The 16,864-nt window shown below is 67.0% G+C and carries 12 protein-coding genes; 7 read left to right on the top strand and 5 right to left on the bottom strand.

The annotated features are described in order from the left end of the window. The first annotated feature begins 2 nt into the window (after positions 1–2). The 3 genes from FAZ98_RS04960 (at position 3) to FAZ98_RS04950 (ending at position 3,831) form a co-directional block, all read left to right on the top strand. The gene (locus tag FAZ98_RS04960; protein ID WP_158949337.1) at positions 3–866 is read left to right on the top strand and encodes an efflux RND transporter periplasmic adaptor subunit; all 864 of its coding nucleotides are present in this window, start codon (positions 3–5) and stop codon (positions 864–866) included. A 399-nt stretch (positions 867–1,265) separates the two neighbouring features. Then, positions 1,266–1,784, top strand: a complete 519-nt coding sequence (locus tag FAZ98_RS04955; protein ID WP_158949335.1) for a hydrogenase maturation protease — start codon at positions 1,266–1,268, stop codon at positions 1,782–1,784. 145 nt (positions 1,785–1,929) lie between these two features. Continuing rightward, positions 1,930–3,831 carry a propionate--CoA ligase gene (locus FAZ98_RS04950; RefSeq protein ID WP_158949333.1) on the top strand — a complete coding sequence of 634 codons (1,902 nt, stop codon included), beginning with the start codon at positions 1,930–1,932 and terminating at the stop codon, positions 3,829–3,831. A gap of 45 nt (positions 3,832–3,876) precedes the next feature. Here the strand turns inward: FAZ98_RS04950 and FAZ98_RS04945 are convergent, their stop codons facing one another. From FAZ98_RS04945 to FAZ98_RS04935, 3 genes are all read right to left on the bottom strand, one after another. Next, positions 3,877–5,223: an MFS transporter gene (locus tag FAZ98_RS04945; protein ID WP_158949331.1), complete on the bottom strand. Its 1,347-nt coding sequence runs from the start codon at positions 5,221–5,223 to the stop codon at positions 3,877–3,879. 202 nt (positions 5,224–5,425) lie between these two features. After that, positions 5,426–6,232 carry a 5'-methylthioadenosine/adenosylhomocysteine nucleosidase gene (locus FAZ98_RS04940; RefSeq protein WP_158949329.1) on the bottom strand — a complete coding sequence of 269 codons (807 nt, stop codon included), beginning with the start codon at positions 6,230–6,232 and terminating at the stop codon, positions 5,426–5,428. 21 nt (positions 6,233–6,253) lie between these two features. Then, entirely contained in the window at positions 6,254–8,644 is a 2,391-nt protein-coding gene (locus tag FAZ98_RS04935) for a UvrD-helicase domain-containing protein (RefSeq protein ID WP_158949327.1), read from the bottom strand. Positions 8,645–8,881: 237 nt separating this feature from the next. Between FAZ98_RS04935 and FAZ98_RS04930 the strand changes: the two genes are divergently transcribed. Together FAZ98_RS04930 and galU are read left to right on the top strand one after the other, a co-directional pair. Then, positions 8,882–11,749: a valine--tRNA ligase gene (locus FAZ98_RS04930; RefSeq protein ID WP_158949325.1), complete on the top strand. Its 2,868-nt coding sequence runs from the start codon at positions 8,882–8,884 to the stop codon at positions 11,747–11,749. An 82-nt stretch (positions 11,750–11,831) separates the two neighbouring features. Then, complete coding sequence (gene galU, locus FAZ98_RS04925; protein WP_158949323.1) at positions 11,832–12,713, top strand: UTP--glucose-1-phosphate uridylyltransferase GalU; 882 nt, start codon at positions 11,832–11,834, stop codon at positions 12,711–12,713. A gap of 75 nt (positions 12,714–12,788) precedes the next feature. On the opposite strand, the gene FAZ98_RS04920 is transcribed toward galU, so the two are convergent. Both FAZ98_RS04920 and FAZ98_RS04915 read right to left on the bottom strand, forming a co-directional pair. Beyond that, positions 12,789–14,366: an FAD-dependent monooxygenase gene (locus FAZ98_RS04920; protein WP_158949321.1), complete on the bottom strand. Its 1,578-nt coding sequence runs from the start codon at positions 14,364–14,366 to the stop codon at positions 12,789–12,791. Positions 14,367–14,427: 61 nt separating this feature from the next. Next, entirely contained in the window at positions 14,428–14,994 is a 567-nt protein-coding gene (locus FAZ98_RS04915; RefSeq protein ID WP_158949319.1) for a helix-turn-helix domain-containing protein, read from the bottom strand. Positions 14,995–15,133: 139 nt separating this feature from the next. Between FAZ98_RS04915 and FAZ98_RS04910 the strand changes: the two genes are divergently transcribed. Together FAZ98_RS04910 and FAZ98_RS04905 are read left to right on the top strand one after the other, a co-directional pair. After that, a complete protein-coding gene (locus tag FAZ98_RS04910) occupies positions 15,134–15,916 on the top strand; it encodes an aldolase (RefSeq protein WP_158949317.1) in 783 nt (260 codons plus the stop codon). 53 nt (positions 15,917–15,969) lie between these two features. Beyond that, entirely contained in the window at positions 15,970–16,854 is an 885-nt protein-coding gene (locus tag FAZ98_RS04905) for a dihydrodipicolinate synthase family protein (protein WP_158949315.1), read from the top strand. The last annotated feature ends 10 nt before the right edge of the window (positions 16,855–16,864 follow it).

Here is a 16,864-nt window from a genome sequence, read left to right as displayed (position 1 = left end):
TCATGACTATCCGTAACCTCATCGGCTTCATCGCGACGGCCCTCATCTTCGTCGTCGCCATTCTGATCGGGCGCGTGCTGTGGGTGCACTACATGGACGAGCCCTGGACCCGCGACGGCCGCGTGCGCGCCGACGTGGTCAACATCGCCCCCGACGTTTCCGGCGCCGTGGTCGACTTGCCCGTGCGCGACAACCAGTTCGTGCACAAGGGCGATCTGCTGATGCAGATCGATCCGTCGCATTACCAGATTGCCGTGGAGCAGGCGCAAGCCGCCGTGGCCGCGCGCAAGGCCGAGCTGACGATGCGTCTCGACGACGCGAAGCGCCGCGCCGACATGGACAGCGAAGTGGTGTCGCAGGAAAACCGCGAAAACGCCTCGCACACGGCGAATTCGGCGCAGGCGCAATACCAGCAGGCGATCGCCGCGCTCGACGCCGCGAAGCTCAACCTCGACCGCACGCGCGTGATCTCGCCCGTGGACGGCTACGTGACCAATCTGCAGGTGTTCAAGGGCGATTACGCGACGGGTGGCCAGGCCAAGCTCGCCGTGGTGGACAGCCATTCGTTCTGGGTCTACGGCTACTTCGAGGAAACCAAGCTGCCGCACGTGAAGATCGGCGACAAGGCCGACATCAAGCTGATGAGCGGCGGCACGCTCGAAGGTCACGTGGAAAGCATTTCGCGCGGCATCTACGACCGCGACAATCCGCAAAGCAAGGAACTGCTCGCCGACGTGAACCCCACGTTCAACTGGGTGCGCCTCGCGCAGCGCGTGCCGGTGCGCATTCACATCGACAAGGTCCCCGACGACATGATTCTCTCGGCGGGCACGACCTGCACGGTGGTGGTGAAAACGGGCACCTAACCGTTTTGTCGAGATGCAGAAAAGCGCAAAGGCCAGGCAGCGATGTCTGGCCTTTGCGTTTGATGCGCGACACCTGGCCTGACACCTGCGCGCGACGCTGCTGGAGGCGCAAAAGGCGCATTTGTCAGGCCCATCGGACAATGCACCGACAGCCGAATCACCACTCATGCAAAGCTCATGGCCTAAACTCGCTCAATCGCATCTCAATTGATATCGCTCAAATCAACGCGCGCGCATGTCTAGGAATATTCTTATTCCAATGATTTGTTGTTGAACGCCGTGATCTCCCGTACCTTTCGATTCGCTCATTCCAGCCGCCTCCCTAGCTCGGCGCGCGACTTCGTCCGTCAGACGTTAGCCGGCTTTGCGCGCCGTCCGGCGGACCCGGCGGAGCGCGTCGTGGTGCTGGGGCTCGGCAACGCGCAATGGGGCGACGCGGGCGCGGGCATGCGGGCGCTCGCGCGTCTGCAGGCGCGCTGGCGCTTTCCGCAGCAGGTCGAATTCGTCGAAGGCGGCACGCGCGGGCGCGCGCTCGTGCCGCTGCTGCAGGCCACGCAGCGCATGCTGGTGCTGAGCGCCGTCGAAATGGGCGACCCACCGGGCACGCTGCGCGTCTTCACGGGCGACGCCGCCGCCGAGCGGCTCTACGTGCACCTGCCGAAGCGCCCCGGCATGGGTTTCGCCGACGCGCTCGCGTGTGCGCAACTCTCGGGGCAGGTGCCGCGCGACCTCGTGCTGATCGGCATCCAGCCGCAGCGTAACGATCATTTCGGCGCGCGGCTCTCCGTGGCGGTCGAGGGCCGGCTCGATCAGGCCGTCGATACCGCGCGTCACTGGCTCCAGCGCTGGCGCATCGAGCCGCTGGCGCCCGTGCCCGCCGGCGCCGCCCGTACCGGCTCGACCGGCTCGCCCGCCTGATCCCGCCGCGCCGGCCGCGCCCGGCGCCCGTAGTGGACAACCCGCGTTGCCCGCGCGCGCTGCGCTGCACTATCCTCGAAATCCGGCGTCAGATCGCGCCGCGCAACGACCGCCCGCGCGGCCCCCGACCGAGAGGAAGCCCGTCATGTCCTACCGCGACTTTCATCGCGAGTCGATCGCGAATCCCACAGACTTCTGGCGCCGCGAGGCCGCGCGCATCCACTGGGAAACGCCGTTCGAGAGCGTGCTCGACCGCTCGAATCCGCCGTTCGCGCGCTGGTTTTCGGGCGGACGCACCAATCTGTGCTTCAACGCCGTGGATCGCCATCTGGCCGCGCGCGCGCAGCAGAACGCGCTGGTCTACGTATCGACGGAAACCGGCATCGAGCGGCGCTACACCTACGCGGACCTGCACGCCGAGGTGAACCGCATGGCGGCCGTAATGCGCTCGCTCGGCGTGCAGCGCGGCGACCGCGTGCTGATCTATCTGCCGATGATTCCCGAAGCCGTGTTCGCGATGCTCGCGAGCGCGCGCCTCGGCGCGATCCACTCGGTCGTGTTCGGCGGCTTCGCGGCGCCGAGCCTCGCCGCCCGTATCGACGACGCGAAGCCCGCGCTGATCGTGACCGCCGACGCGGGCGCGCGCGGCGGCCGCGTGATCGACTACACGCCGCTCGTGGACGAAGCCATGGCGCGCGCGCAGCATCAGACGCCGCACGTGCTGCTGATCGACCGCCAGCTCGCGCCCGAGCGGCTCAACGCGCCCTATCTGGTCGACTACGAACCGTTGCGCGAGCAACATTACGACGCGCACATTCCCTGCGAGTGGCTCGAATCGAACGCGCCGTCCTACGTGCTCTACACCTCGGGCACGACGGGCAAGCCCAAGGGCGTGCAGCGCGACGTGGGCGGCTACGCGGTGGCGCTCGCCGCTTCGATGGAATACATCTTCGAAGGCCGCGCCGGCGACACCCTGTTCACGGCGTCCGATATCGGCTGGGTGGTCGGGCACAGCTACATCATCTATGCGCCGCTGCTCGCGGGCATGACCACCGTGATGTACGAAGGCACGCCGATCCGCCCCGACGGCGGCGTGTGGTGGCGCCTCGTCGAGCAGCATCGCATCAACCTGATGTTCACGGCGCCCACGGCCATTCGCGTGCTCAAGAAGCAGGACCCGGCGCTGCTGCGCGCCGCCGATCTGTCGAGCCTGCGCACGCTATTTCTCGCGGGCGAGCCGCTCGACGAACCCACGGCCGTGTGGATCTCGGACGCGCTCGGCAAACCCGTCGTCGACAATTACTGGCAGACGGAAACCGGCTGGCCGATGCTCGCGATCCAGGGCGGCGTGGACAAGCTGCCGCAAAAGCTCGGCTCGCCCGGCGTGCCCTGCTACGGCTACGACCTCGTGCTGCGCAACGAGCACACGGGCGAGCCCTGCGCGAGCGGCGAAAAAGGCGTCATCACGCTCGGCTATCCGCTGCCGCCGGGCTGCATGCAGACGGTTTGGGGCGACGACGCGCGCTTCGTCAAAACGTATTGGGAAAGCGTGCCCGGCCAGCAGGTCTATTCGACGTTCGACTGGGGCGTGCAGGACGCCGAAGGCTACGTGACGATCCTCGGCCGCACCGACGACGTCATCAACGTCGCGGGCCACCGGCTCGGCACGCGCGAGATCGAAGAAGCGATCTCGTCGCACGCGGCGGTCGCGGAAGTGGCCGTGGTGGGCGTGAACGACGCGGTGAAGGGTCAGGCGGCCTATGCGTTCGTCGTGTTGCGCGACGCCGGTGCGGCCGGGAGCCCGCGCGCGGCCACCCAACTCGCGGCCGAACTCACGGCCACCGTCGACCGGCAACTGGGCGCGATCGGCCGGCCCGCGCGCGTGCATTTCGTTTCGATGCTGCCCAAGACGCGCTCGGGCAAGCTGTTGCGCCGCGCGATCGCGGCACTCGCGGAAGGCCGCGAACCCGGCGACCTGCCGACTATCGAAGACGCGGCGGCGCTGGAGCAGATTCGCGAGGCGGTGGCGGCGCAGAACGGCGCCTAATTGCGCGCGCGGCGGCGAACCGCGCGCGCCGTCGCCCGGAAAAACTCAGGAAGCCGGCGCACCGCCCACGGCTCGCGAAGCGCCGTGCGCTTCGGCATCGATTTCGTCGACGGGCGCGCGCGACGGCAGCGCCGCCACCGCCAGCGCGGCCACCAGCGCCGTGGCCGCGAACGCCATGAAGTTCCACGCGAGATCCGCGCCGATGCTCGCGATATAGCCGCCCAGCAGCGGGCCGCACATCGCCCCGAACCGCGCGAAGCTGAGCGCCCAGCCCGTGGCCGCGCCGCGCGCGTGCGCCGGGTAGAAATGCGTGAGGTGGCCCGTGAGAATCAGCGAGGCCGAAATACTGCCGATACCCGCGAGCGCCACCAGCAGATAGCTCACCACGAGCGGATTCTTCGTCATCAGCGCGGCGATGCCGAGCGCGCCCACGGCATAGGCGAGCGCGACCGTCGCGCGCACGCCGAAGCGGTCGGCGATCTTGCCGAGCACCACGCCGCCGAACGCCGAGGTCAAGCTGAACACGAACAGGAACGCGAGACTCGAACCGAGGTCGTAGCCCTTCTTGCGCATGATCATCGGCAGCCAGGTGTTGAGGCCGTAGACGAGCAACATGCCGCAAAAGAGCGCGATCCAGAAACACACGGTCGCGCGCAGGCGCCGCTTCGCGAAGATCGCCGCGACCACTTCGCGCAGGCTCGCGCGCTCGTGCGCCGCCGCGCCCGCGCGCGGCACGAGCGCGCCGGTGATACCGAGCCGCGCCGCCAGCGTTTGCGCTTCGGTCATGCGGCCGCCCGCCACCAGATAGTCGAGCGATTCGGGCAGCGCGCGCGCCATCGGCCACAGTGCGAGCACCGGCAACGCGCCCACGGCCATCACGCCGCGCCAGCCCCACGCGGGCAAGAGCGCCATCGCCACGAGCGCCGCGCACAGAATGCCGAGCGAGTAGCCCGAGTACATCATCCCGTAGTTGAAACTGCGCCGCGCCTCGGGCGAATATTCAATGGTGAGCGCCGCGGCAACCGGAATCACGCCGCCGAGCCCCACGCCGCCGAGCAGGCGGCACAGGCCGAACCAGAACGGCGTGGGCGCGAGCGCGGCACCCGCCATCGTCAGCGAAAACAGCGCCACGCAGCCGAGCAGCATGCGCCGCCGCCCGAGCAGATCGCCGAGCGTGCCGACGATCAGGCCGCCGAGAAACATGCCCGCGAGCGCGTAACTGCCGAGCGCGCCGAGTTGCATGGGCGTGAGCAGCCAGTGGCGGTCGGCGGCGAGCGCGGGCAGCACCGCGCCGATACTGCCGACGTCGTAACCTTCGAACAGGACGGAAATGCCGCAGACGAGCAGCACGGCGCGCGTCGTGCGCGCGGGAATGGAGCGGGCTTCGGACATGGGGCGGCGCGGCGCGAAAAAGGGTGACGGTTCGCAGAACACCGTGCCGCCGCCGACCGTGAATTCAGTGTCGATTCAACGTCGATGGCAACCCGGCACAGACCAGATTACTTGAGACATAAATAAATTCACAGTCATTGTTAACCCGCGCGATGGAGCGCCGCGCGGGCAACGCCGGCAGACGCCAGCACACACCAGCCGCTCAACGGTACGACGCCAGAAAGCGCTTGAGAATCCCCGTCGAGTAGGTGCCCGCGATATCGGTGAGGAACGACGAGAACGAGGCGCTCGCGTGTTCGTCGGCGGTATCGGAGATCGTGCGCACGATCGCGCAGGGCACGCCGTACTCGTAGCAGACCTGGGCGATCGCGGCGCCCTCCATTTCCACGGCCAGCGCGTCCGGCAGCAGCGCGCGCAGCACACCCACGGCCGCCGCGCTCGCGACGAACTGGTCGCCGCTGATCACGAGCCCGCGGTGCACCCGCGGCGCGACGCTCGCGAGACGCGGCAGCGCACCGCCGAATTGCGCGGCGAGCGCGGCGCCCTCCTCGGCGACGAAGCGTTCGGCGGCGGTGGCCAGCGCCTGCGCGAGCGCGCGGTCGGCGTCGAAGCGCGCGCGCCCGAGCAGCGGAATCTCGTGACGCGGGAAAATCGGCTCGCAGTTCATGTCGTGCTGGAGCAGCGTCTCGCCCACCACCACGTCGCCCACATGCACGTTTTCGCCCACGCCGCCCGCCACGCCCGTGAACACGATGGCCTGCACGTCGAAGGCATGGATCAGCGCGCTCGCCGTGGCGGCCGCCGCGACCTTGCCCACGCGCGCGAGCGTCACGACGCACGGCGCGCCGTGTACCGTGCCGAGGTGATAGTCGCGGCGCCCGAAGGTGCGCGTGACCACGCCCGATTCGGCCTGCATGGCCGCGATCAGGTCGCCGAGTTCCTGCGGCAGCGCGGCGAGCACGCCGAGCGGCCGAACGGCCGCGCCGCCCGCTTGAGTCGAAAGAGTCATCGTCGAGAAAAAGGTGCGGGGTTATTCAACGGCTTGCAGCTTGGCGACCGCGAGCGCGAGCCACTTTTCGCCGTGGCGCTTGAAGCGGACCTGCGCCTTGGCGTCGGTGCCGCTGCCTTCCAGCGCCGTGATCGTGCCCTCGCCGAACTTCGTGTGGAACACGCCCTGGCCCACGCGGAAGCCCGTTTCGGCGGCGCGCTGCGCGTTCGCGAAGGCGGGCGCCGGGGTCTTGTCGGCGATATAGGCGTCGCGGTCGCGCGAGCCGCCGCTTCCACCGCCGCCGCCGCCATTGCCACCGTTGCCGCCGCGGCCGAACCAGTCGCGGCCCCAGCCGGCGTTGTCCGCCCGGCCGCCCCAGCGCGCGCCCGCCTCGACCTTGGGCGTGAGCCACTTGAGCGACTCCTGCGGCAGTTCGTCGAAGAAGCGCGAGCGCACGTTGTAGCGCGTCTGGCCGTGCAGCAGGCGGCTTTGCGCGAACGAGATATAGAGCCGCTCCTTCGCGCGCGTGATCGCCACGTACATCAGGCGGCGCTCTTCCTCGAGACCGTCGGCTTCCATCGCGCTGTTCTCGTGCGGGAACAGGCCTTCCTCGAGACCGGTGATGAACACCGCCGTGAATTCGAGGCCCTTCGCCGCGTGCACGGTCATCAGTTGCACGGCGTCCTGGCCCGCCTGCGCCTGGTTGTCGCCGGCTTCCAGCGACGCGTGCGAGAGGAAGCCCGCGAGCGGCGTCATGAAGTCGGGGTTCTGCGCCGGGTCGGTGATCTCGGCCGCGTCGAGCACTTCGATCTCGCCGTCCTGCGAAACGATCTCGGGCAGCGCGCTCGCGCCCGGCCGCAGCGGAATCGAGCGCGCGGGCGTGTCGAGCCCGTAGCCCGCTTCGCTCACGAACGCCGTGGCCGCGTTCACGAGTTCCTGCAAGTTTTCCAGCCGGTCCTGGCCTTCGCGCTCGGTCTGATAGAACTCCGCGAGACCGCTCGTGCGCACCGTGTATTCGACGGCTTCGGGCAGGCTCATCTGCGCGGTTTCCGCGCGCATCTTCGCGACGAGATTCGCGAACGAGCCGAGACTCGAACCGGCCTTGCCCGTGACGTAGGGAATGGCCGCGGCCATCGAACAGTTGTAGAGCCGCGCCGCGTCGGCCAGTTGCTCGATCGAGCGCGCGCCAATGCCGCGGGTGGGGAAATTCACCACGCGCGCGAACGCCGTGTCGTCGTTGGGATTGTCGATGAGGCGCAGATACGCGAGCGCATGCTTCACCTCCTGGCGCTCGAAGAAGCGCAGGCCGCCGTACACCTTGTACGGCACGCCCGCGTTCACGAGCGTGTGTTCGATCGTGCGCGACTGCGCGTTGCTGCGGTAGAGAATGGCGATCTCGTTGCGCGCCAGGCCCTGGTTGATGAGCGCGCGAATTTCTTCGACGATCCAGCCCGCCTCCTGCGAATCCGTCGCCGATTCGTACACGCGCACGGGCTCGCCGTGGCCCGCGTCCGTGCGCAGGTTCTTGCCGAGACGCCGCGAGTTGTGCGCGATCAGATGATTCGCCGCATCGAGAATATGGCCGTGCGAGCGGTAATTCTGTTCGAGCTTGATCATGTGCTTCACGCGGAACTCGTTCTCGAAGTCGCGCATGTTGCCCACGTTCGCGCCGCGGAACGCGTAGATCGACTGGTCGTCGTCGCCCACCGCGAAGATCGCGTTGCCCGGCCCCGCGAGCAGCTTGAGCCACGCGTACTGGAGCTTGTTGGTGTCCTGGAACTCGTCCACGAGGATGTCGCGAAAGCGCGCCTGATAGTGCGCGCGCAGCGGCGCGTTGTAGGCGAGCAGTTCGTAGCAGCGCAGCAGCAGCTCGGCGAAATCGACCACGCCTTCGCGCTGGCATTGCTGGTCGTAGGCTTCGTACAGCTCGACGAACTTGCGGTTGAAGTCGTCGGTCACGTCGACGTCTTTCGGCCGCAGGCCCTGCTCCTTCGCGTTATTGATGAAGTACTGCAGGTTCTTCGGCGGATATTTTTCGTCGTCGATGTTCAGGCCCTTCATCAGACGCTTGATGGCCGAAAGCTGGTCGGCCGTATCGAGAATCTGGAAGGTCTGCGGCAGTCCCGCGTCGCGGTAATGCGCGCGTAGCATGCGGTTGCAGAGCCCGTGGAAGGTGCCGATCCACATGCCGCGCGTGTCGATCGGCATCATGGCTTGCAGACGGCTCATCATTTCGCGCGCGGCCTTGTTCGTGAAGGTCACGGCGAGGATCGTCATGGGCGAGGCGAGACCCTGCTGGATCAGCCAGGCGATGCGCGTGATGAGCACGCGCGTCTTGCCGCTGCCCGCCCCCGCCAGGATGAGCGCCGGCTCGTTGGGCAAAGTCACGGCGGCGTGTTGTTCGGGGTTCAGATTCGCGAGCAGTTCGGGCATGGGGCGAAAAAAGGGACGTGGCGCTGGCGTTACGCGGCGCGCTCCGCCGCGACGGGCGGCATCAGGCGAACCGCGCGAACGCGCCGATGAATGGCAGACCGCCATTATAAGTGCGGCCGCCCACGCCGGTCGCCCACGCCGGTCTTGTGCGCGCCGTACCCGGCGGCGCGTCGGCGCGGCAAGCGCTTGCCCTTATAATCGAACGTTTCACGCATCTTTTTTCGGCAGATTCCACCCATGAGCGACAGCACGCTAGCGAAAAGCTTCGAGCCCCAGACGATCGAGGCCCAATGGGGCCCCGAGTGGGAGCGTCGTGGCTACGCCGCGCCGACCTTCGAGCCCGGCAGCAAGAACTTCTCGATCCAGTTGCCGCCGCCCAACGTCACCGGCACGCTGCACATGGGGCACGCGTTCAACCAGACGATCATGGACGGCCTCACGCGCTATCACCGCATGCTCGGCGAGAACACGCTGTGGGTGCCGGGCACCGACCACGCGGGCATCGCCACGCAGATCGTGGTCGAACGCCAGCTCGACGCGCAGAAGATCTCGCGCCACGACCTCGGCCGCGAGAAGTTCGTCGAACGCGTGTGGGAATGGAAGCAGAAGTCGGGCTCGACCATCACGGGTCAGGTGCGCCGTCTGGGCGCGTCGATCGACTGGTCGCGCGAGTACTTCACGATGGACGACAAGATGTCGGCCGCCGTGCGCGACGTGTTCGTGCGCCTCTACGAACAGGGCCTGATCTATCGCGGCAAGCGCCTCGTGAACTGGGACCCGGTGCTGCTCACGGCCGTCTCCGACCTCGAAGTGGTCAGCGAGGAAGAAAGCGGCAATCTGTGGCACCTGCGCTATCCACTGGCCGACGGCTCCGGCCATCTCACGGTCGCGACCACGCGCCCCGAGACCATGCTCGGCGACACCGCCGTGATGGTGCACCCGGAAGACGAACGCTACGCGCACCTCATCGGCAAGATGGTCAAGCTGCCGCTCACGGAGCGCGAGATCCCCATCATCGCCGACGACTACGTGGACCGCGAGTTCGGCACCGGCGTGGTGAAGGTCACGCCCGCGCACGACTTCAACGACTATCAGGTGGGCCTGCGTCACAGCCTGCCGATGATCGAGATCCTCACGCTCGACGCGAAGATCAACGCGAACGCGCCCGAGAAGTATCGCGGGCTCGACCGCTTCGAGGCGCGCAAGCAGGTGGTCGCCGACTTCGAGGCGCTCGGCCTGCTCGACTCGGTGCAGCCGCACAAGCTGATGGTGCCGCGCGGCGACCGCACGGGCGTCGTGATCGAGCCGATGCTGACCGACCAGTGGTTTGTCGCCATGAGCAAGCCGGCGCCGGAGGGCACGTTCAACCCGGGCAAGTCGATCACGGAAACGGCGCTCGACGTGGTGCGCAACGGCCAGATCAAGTTCGTGCCGGAAAACTGGACCACCACGTATTACCAGTGGCTCGAAAACATCCAGGACTGGTGCATCTCGCGGCAGCTCTGGTGGGGTCACCAGATTCCCGCGTGGTACGGCGACAACGGCGAAATCTTCGTCGCGAAGAACGAGGAAGACGCGCGCGCCAAGGCCGCGGCGGCCGGTTACACGGGCGCGCTCAAGCGCGACGAGGACGTGCTCGACACGTGGTTCTCGTCGGCGCTCGTGCCCTTCTCGTCGCTCGGCTGGCCGGAGGAAACGCCGGAACTGAAGCACTTCCTGCCCTCTTCGGTGCTCGTGAGCGGCTTCGACATCATCTTCTTCTGGGTCGCGCGCATGGTCATGATGACCACGCACTTCACGGGCAAGGTGCCGTTCGAAACGGTGTACATGCACGGTCTCGTGCGCGACGCCGAGGGCCAGAAGATGTCGAAGAGCAAGGGCAACACGCTCGACCCGATCGATATCGTCGACGGCATCGACCTCGAAACGCTGGTCGCCAAGCGCACCACGGGTCTCATGAACCCGAAGCAGGCGGCCACCATCGAGAAGAAGACGCGCAAGGAATTCCCGGACGGCATTCCCGCGTTCGGCACCGACGCGCTGCGCTTCACGATGGCCTCCATGGCCACGCTCGGCCGCAACATCAATTTCGACCTCGCGCGCTGCGAAGGCTATCGCAACTTCTGCAACAAGCTCTGGAACGCCACGCGTTTCGTGCTGATGAACTGCGAAGGCCACGACTGCGGCTTCGGCAAGCCGGGCGACTGCCAACCCGGCGACTGCGGCCCGGGCGGCTACACGGACTTCTCGCAAGCCGACCGCTGGATCGTCTCGCTCCTGCAGCGCGTGGAAGCCGAAGTCGCGAAGGGCTTCGCCGACTATCGCTTCGACAATGTGGCGAATGCCCTATACAAGTTCGTCTGGGACGAATACTGTGACTGGTATCTGGAACTGGCGAAGGTACAGATCCAGACGGGTACGCCCGAACAGCAACGCGCGACGCGCCGCACGCTGCTGCGCGTGCTGGAAACGGTGCTGCGACTCGCGCATCCGGTGATTCCGTTCATCACCGAAGCGCTCTGGCAGAAGGTCGCGCCGCTCACCGACGCGTACCCGGCAGACAAGGCGGAAGGCGAAGCGTCGATCATGACGCAGCGTTATCCGCAGGCCGAGCAGAAGAAGATCGACGAGTCCGCGGAGCAATGGGCCGCCGACCTGAAGGCCGTGATCGACGCGTGCCGCAACCTGCGTGGCGAAATGAACCTGTCGCCCGCGACCAAGGTGCCGCTGCTGGTCACGGGCAACGCCGAACGTCTCGCGAGCTTCGCGCCGTATGCGCAGGCGCTGGCGCGACTTTCGGAAGTGCAGATCATCGCCGACGAAGCCACGCTCGACGCCGCGTCGGCGGGCGCGCCAGTTGCTATCGTGGGTACGGACAAGCTCGTGCTCAAGGTGGAAATCGACGTTGCCGCCGAACGCGAGCGCCTGTCCAGGGAAATCGCACGACTCGGCAACGAGGTGACGAAGTGCAATGCGAAGCTGGGCAACGAGAGCTTCGTCGCCAAGGCACCGCCCGCAGTCGTTGAGCAAGAGCAGAAAAGACTGGCAGAATACCAGGCGACGCTGGAGAAGCTGACCGCGCAACTCGCGCGGCTGCCGGCCTGAAGACGCCATTCGGTAAATGAGGCTGTAGCGTGTGGCGCCGTGAGAGCGGCGTCACGTAAGCACCAGGACAGGGACTAAAGACATGCTAAAAGTGACAAAAGCGGTATTTCCGGTGGCGGGTCTCGGCACGCGCTTCCTTCCGGCCACGAAAGCGAGCCCGAAGGAAATGCTGCCTGTCGTCGACAAGCCGCTGATCCAGTACGCCGTCGAAGAAGCCGTGGCCGCTGGCATCACCGAAATGATCTTCGTGACGGGCCGCAGCAAGCGCGCGATCGAGGACCATTTCGACAAGTCGTACGAGATCGAAGCCGAACTGGAAGCGCGCGGCAAGGCCAAGCTGCTCGAACTGGTGCGCAACATCAAGCCGAACAACGTGGACTGCTTCTACGTGCGCCAGCCCGAAGCGCTCGGTCTGGGTCACGCCGTGCTGTGCGCGGAAAAGCTCGTGGGCGACAACCCGTTCGCCGTGATTCTCGCGGACGACTTGCTCTACGGCACGCCGCCCGTCATGCAGCAGATGGTCGAGGTGTTCGACCACTATCACAGCTCGGTGCTCGGCGTGGAAGAAATCCCGCCCTCGGAAACGCGCTCGTACGGCATCGTCGACGGCAAGGAATGGGAAGACTCGATCGTCAAGCTCTCGGGCATCGTCGAAAAGCCGGCACCTGAAGTCGCGCCGTCGAATCTCGGTGTGGTGGGCCGTTACGTGCTCAAGCCGCGCATTTTCGATCACCTGCGTTCGATCAAGCCCGGCGCGGGCGGCGAACTGCAACTCACGGACGCGATCCAGTCGCTGCTCGCCGACGAGCAGGTGCTCGCCTACAAGTATCACGGCACGCGTTTCGACTGCGGCAGCAAGCTCGGTTACCTCAAGGCGACCGTGGAATTCGCGCTGCGCCACCCGGAAGTGGCGGGCGAGTTCGGCGAGTATCTGCGCACGCGCAATCCGGTGCTCGAAGGCTAAATTTTTAGTTGTCGCTTGCCGATGAAAAAGCCCGCGTTCTCGCGGGCTTTTTTCTTGGCGGCACGTTTCCGGGCGTTAGTGCGCCAAACCGGCCTGGCGTAACCACGTGATCAACGCTTCGGCGTCGCGGCGGTGGTCGGTGGCAAAACCGATCACGCCATCCGGGCGGATGGCGAACAGCGCGCCCTCGCCCTCGCCCTTGCGCGCCAGCCAGGCCGCGCCCGCATGGCCGCGCGAATCCACGAGCGTGCGCAGCCCGCCTTCCTCGGTCGACTCGCCCGCCGCCAGCACGCGCAGCGCGTGTACGCCCCCCGCGCTCCCGCTGGCTGCCGCAAGCCCGGCGTCGAGCAGCGCCTCCCAGCCCGCGCCAAACGCCAGCAGCGTCGCGTACGGCCCGCGCAGCAGGTCGAACAGCCGCCATGAGCGGCCCGCGCGATCGAGCAGCGCGGTCGCGTCCGGCGCGCGATCGCCCGCGCGCAACGCGCCTGCGGGCGCGGCGCGGCGCTCATGCGAGAGCGGCGACTCGCGATAGCGGATGCCCAGTTGCGTGGTGTCCTCGCTGCGCGCGACGAGGCCTTCGGTTTTCGGCGAGAGCGTCGTGGCGACCAGCCGCGTCGAGAGATCGAGCACCTCGCGCGCGACCGGCAAGCGCTCGGCCTCGTAGCTGTCGAGCAGCGCGGCCGGCGCGCCCCGCTCGACCGCCGCGAGCTTCCAGCCGAGATTGAACGCGTCCTGAATGCCGGTGTTCATGCCCTGCCCGCCGGCAGGCGTGTGCACGTGCGCCGCGTCCCCCGCCACGAGCAGACGCCCGGCGCGGTAACGCTCGACCATGCGCACGTTCGCGCGCCACAGCGAAGTCCACGTGGGCTGCGAGAGGCGGATGTCGCTGCGGCCCGTGTAGCGCTCCACCAGCGGCTGGAAACTCGCCAGCGTGGGCGCCTCGGCAGAATCGAGCGGCGCGTTCGGCCCAATGCCGATCTGCACCTGAAACGCCTCGCTGCCCGCGAGCGGCGCCATCGCCAGAAAACCGCCGCCCTCGGGGCGCCACACGTGCCAATGCTCACGGTCGATGCCCTCGACTTGCAGGTCGCCCACCAGCATGCGCATGTCCTCGTGCGTTTCGCCGAGAAAACCGAGCCCGGCCAAACGCCGCACGGTGCTGCGGCCGCCGTCGCAGCCCACGAGCCAGGTGGCCTCGATTTCGTCGATGGTGTCCGCGCGCCGCAGCCGTGCGCGCACGACGTGCCCGTTCTCCGCGGCATCGACGAGCGCCGTGCCGTATTCGACCTCGCCGCCCAGCGCTTCCAGGCGCGCGCGCAACGCGGCCTCCGTGCGCCACTGCGGGATCAGCACCGGCGCGGGCCACGGCACGTCGGGGCGGCTTTCCGGCACGGGGCGCGGCACATCGCGGAATTCGCCATTCGCGCCGTGCTGGCGAAACGGCAAGCCGATCAAACCGCCCGCGACGATCTCCTCGACGCACCCCAGCCGGTCGAACACCTCGAGCGTGCGCGGTTGCACGCCCTTCGCGCGCGACCCGGCGAACGGGCCCGCGGCGGCGTCGATCAGGCGAAACGCCACGCCCCGCACGGCCAGCTCGCAGGCGAGCGTCAAACCCGTGGGACCGGCCCCGACAATCAGCACGACGGACATGGTTGTCGCTCCTTTTACGATCGGAAAATGACCGCGCGGCAATGACAGCGGCCGCGCACGTTCAATCGTGCTTCGACATCACGGTCTTGTCGGGGCCCACGACCAGCAGCACTTCGGCCTGCTGCGCGCCCACCGAGCGGATGCGATGCGGAATGCGCGCGTTGAAGTGCACCGAGTCGCCCACGGCCAGCGTCACCTTGTGGTCGGCAAAGTCGATCTCGACCTTGCCGCGATGCACGAACAGAAACTCCTCGCCCTCGTGCTCCTTGAACTCCGAAGCCGCGAACTCCGCGGGCGGCGTGATCATGAACGGCACGAGCCCCGCGTGCGCGCCGCGCGGCGAGAGGATCTCGTATTTCGGCTGGCTGCCGTCGCCTTCCTCGCCCACCGTCACGCGGTCCGCCACGCGCACCACCGCGACCGGCTCCTCGCCCTGGGCGACCGAAAACAACTGGTTCACGTCCACGTTGAGCGCGCCGGCGATCTTCATCGCCGTGGCAATGGACGGCGTGTTCAAGCCCCGCTCGACCTTCGACAAGTAGCTCTTGGTCAGCTCCGCGCGGTCCGCGAGTTCCTGCAGGCTCAGGCCGATCTGCTTGCGCAGCATTTTCAAACGAATTGCGAGCACCGCTCTTTCCCCAAATTTTCCCGGATTTTTCTCGAACCGAATCGATACGAAATGACACAACGTGTCATATACTACACAACGTTACCTGCCTTGTCCGGCAGGACATCACTCCGATTGACTATCCGCAAGGAGGCTCGTCATGGCCGACACGCTACACCTCACGAAGTCCGAGATCGTCGCCCGATCCACGCAACAGATGAACCAGCAGCTTCACGAACAGACCTGGACGCCGCGCCAGAAGCTGGCGCTCACCTGCCGGATTCTATTCGATGGGGGTCACGACTCGGGGCTGGCCGGGCAGATCACCTGCCGCACCGAAGACCGCGACACGTTCTACACGCAGCCGTTCGGGCGTGGCTTCGACGAGATCACGCACGGCAATCTGCTGCGCGTCGATCACGACCTCAAGCTGCTCGACGGCAAGGGCATGCCGAACCCGGCGAACCGCTTCCATACGTGGGTGTATCGCGCGCGGCCCGAGGTCAACTGCATCATCCACACACATCCGCTGCATGTTTCCGCGCTCTCGATGCTCGAAGTGCCGCTCGTGGTCTCCCATATGGACATGACTCCGCTCTACGACGACTGCGCGTTCCTGGAGAAGTGGCCCGGCATTCCGGTGGGCAACGAAGAAGGCGAGATCATCTCCACGGCGCTCGGCGACAAGCGCGCGATTCTGCTCGCGCACCACGGCATGCTCGTCACGGGCAAGACCGTCGAGGAAGCGTGCCTGCTCGCGCTGCTGATGGAACGCGCCGCGCAACTGCAATTGACGGCGATGCAGGCTGGCACGATCCAGCCGATCCCTCCCGCGCTCGCGAACGAAGCGCACGACTGGACTTCCACGGCCAAGCGCCACGCCGTCACGTTCGACTACTACGCGCGCCGCGCGCTGCGCCGCCACCCCGATTGCCTCGATTAATTTCAATCCAGAAACGTAGCATGCCTAACCCGTTCAATTTACCCGGAACCGCCATGTCGCAACCCCAGTTCGCAGGCATCATCGCCTACCCGATCACCCCCTTCAACGCCGACGACTCGCTCGACCTGCCCGCGCTGCGCGCCGGCATCGACCGCCTGATCGCCGACGGCGTGCACGCGATCGCCCCGCTCGGCAGCACGGGCGAAAGCGCGTATCTCAGCGAAGACGAATGGACCGCCGCCGCGGAAGCCTCGATCCGGCACGTGGCGAAACGCGTGCCAGTGGTGGTCGGCATTTCCGATCTGACCACGCGCAATGCCGTTCGCCGCGCGCAATTCGCGGAGCAAGCGGGCGCCGACGCGGTCATGGTGCTGCCCATCTCGTACTGGAAGCTCTCCGAGCAGGAAATCTTCGACCACTACGCCGCGATCGCCCAGGCGATCAGCACGCCGATCATGGTCTACAACAACCCGGCCACGAGCGGCATCGACATGAGTCCGCAGTTCATCGCGCGGCTCGTGCGCGAGATCGACAACGTCACCATGGTCAAGGAAAGCACGGGCGACATTCAGCGCATGCACCAATTGCGCGAACTCTCGAACGGCGAGATTCCGTTCTACAACGGCAGCAATCCGCTCGCGCTCGAAGCCTTCTGCGCGGGCGCGACGGGCTGGTGCACGGCCGCGCCCTGCCTGATCGCCGACCTCACGCTCGCGCTGTACCGCGCGACCCAGGCGGGCGCGCTGAGCGAGGCGCGCGAGCTGTTCTACAAGCAGTTGCCGGTGCTGAACTTCATCCTGAAGGGCGGTCTGCCGACCACGGTCAAGGCCGGTCTCAAGCTGCAAGGGCATGACGTGGGCGCGCCGCGCCGGCCGCTCCAGCCGCTTTCCGCCGAACAGACCGAGCGGTTGCGCGCGTTGCTGAAGGCCGTCGCGTAACGGCGCCGCG

The organism is Paraburkholderia acidisoli (genome assembly GCF_009789675.1).
Lineage (GTDB): Bacteria > Pseudomonadota > Gammaproteobacteria > Burkholderiales > Burkholderiaceae > Paraburkholderia > Paraburkholderia acidisoli.
Note: the sequence above shows the minus strand (reverse complement) of the source record. Positions and strands in the feature narration are given on the sequence as shown.

Excerpts from the sequence above, each read along its gene's own strand:
- FAZ98_RS04935 (WP_158949327.1), bottom strand. The coding sequence starts at position 8,644 with ATGCCCGAACTGCTCGCGAATCTGAACCCCGAACAACACGCCGCCGTG.
- FAZ98_RS04945 (WP_158949331.1), bottom strand. The coding sequence starts at position 5,223 with ATGTCCGAAGCCCGCTCCATTCCCGCGCGCACGACGCGCGCCGTGCTG.
- FAZ98_RS04930 (WP_158949325.1), top strand. The coding sequence starts at position 8,882 with ATGAGCGACAGCACGCTAGCGAAAAGCTTCGAGCCCCAGACGATCGAG.
- galU (WP_158949323.1), top strand. The coding sequence starts at position 11,832 with ATGCTAAAAGTGACAAAAGCGGTATTTCCGGTGGCGGGTCTCGGCACG.
- FAZ98_RS04950 (WP_158949333.1), top strand. The coding sequence starts at position 1,930 with ATGTCCTACCGCGACTTTCATCGCGAGTCGATCGCGAATCCCACAGAC.
- FAZ98_RS04960 (WP_158949337.1), top strand. The coding sequence starts at position 3 with ATGACTATCCGTAACCTCATCGGCTTCATCGCGACGGCCCTCATCTTC.
- FAZ98_RS04905 (WP_158949315.1), top strand. The coding sequence starts at position 15,970 with ATGTCGCAACCCCAGTTCGCAGGCATCATCGCCTACCCGATCACCCCC.
- FAZ98_RS04920 (WP_158949321.1), bottom strand. The coding sequence starts at position 14,366 with ATGTCCGTCGTGCTGATTGTCGGGGCCGGTCCCACGGGTTTGACGCTC.
- FAZ98_RS04940 (WP_158949329.1), bottom strand. The coding sequence starts at position 6,232 with ATGACTCTTTCGACTCAAGCGGGCGGCGCGGCCGTTCGGCCGCTCGGC.
- FAZ98_RS04910 (WP_158949317.1), top strand. The coding sequence starts at position 15,134 with ATGGCCGACACGCTACACCTCACGAAGTCCGAGATCGTCGCCCGATCC.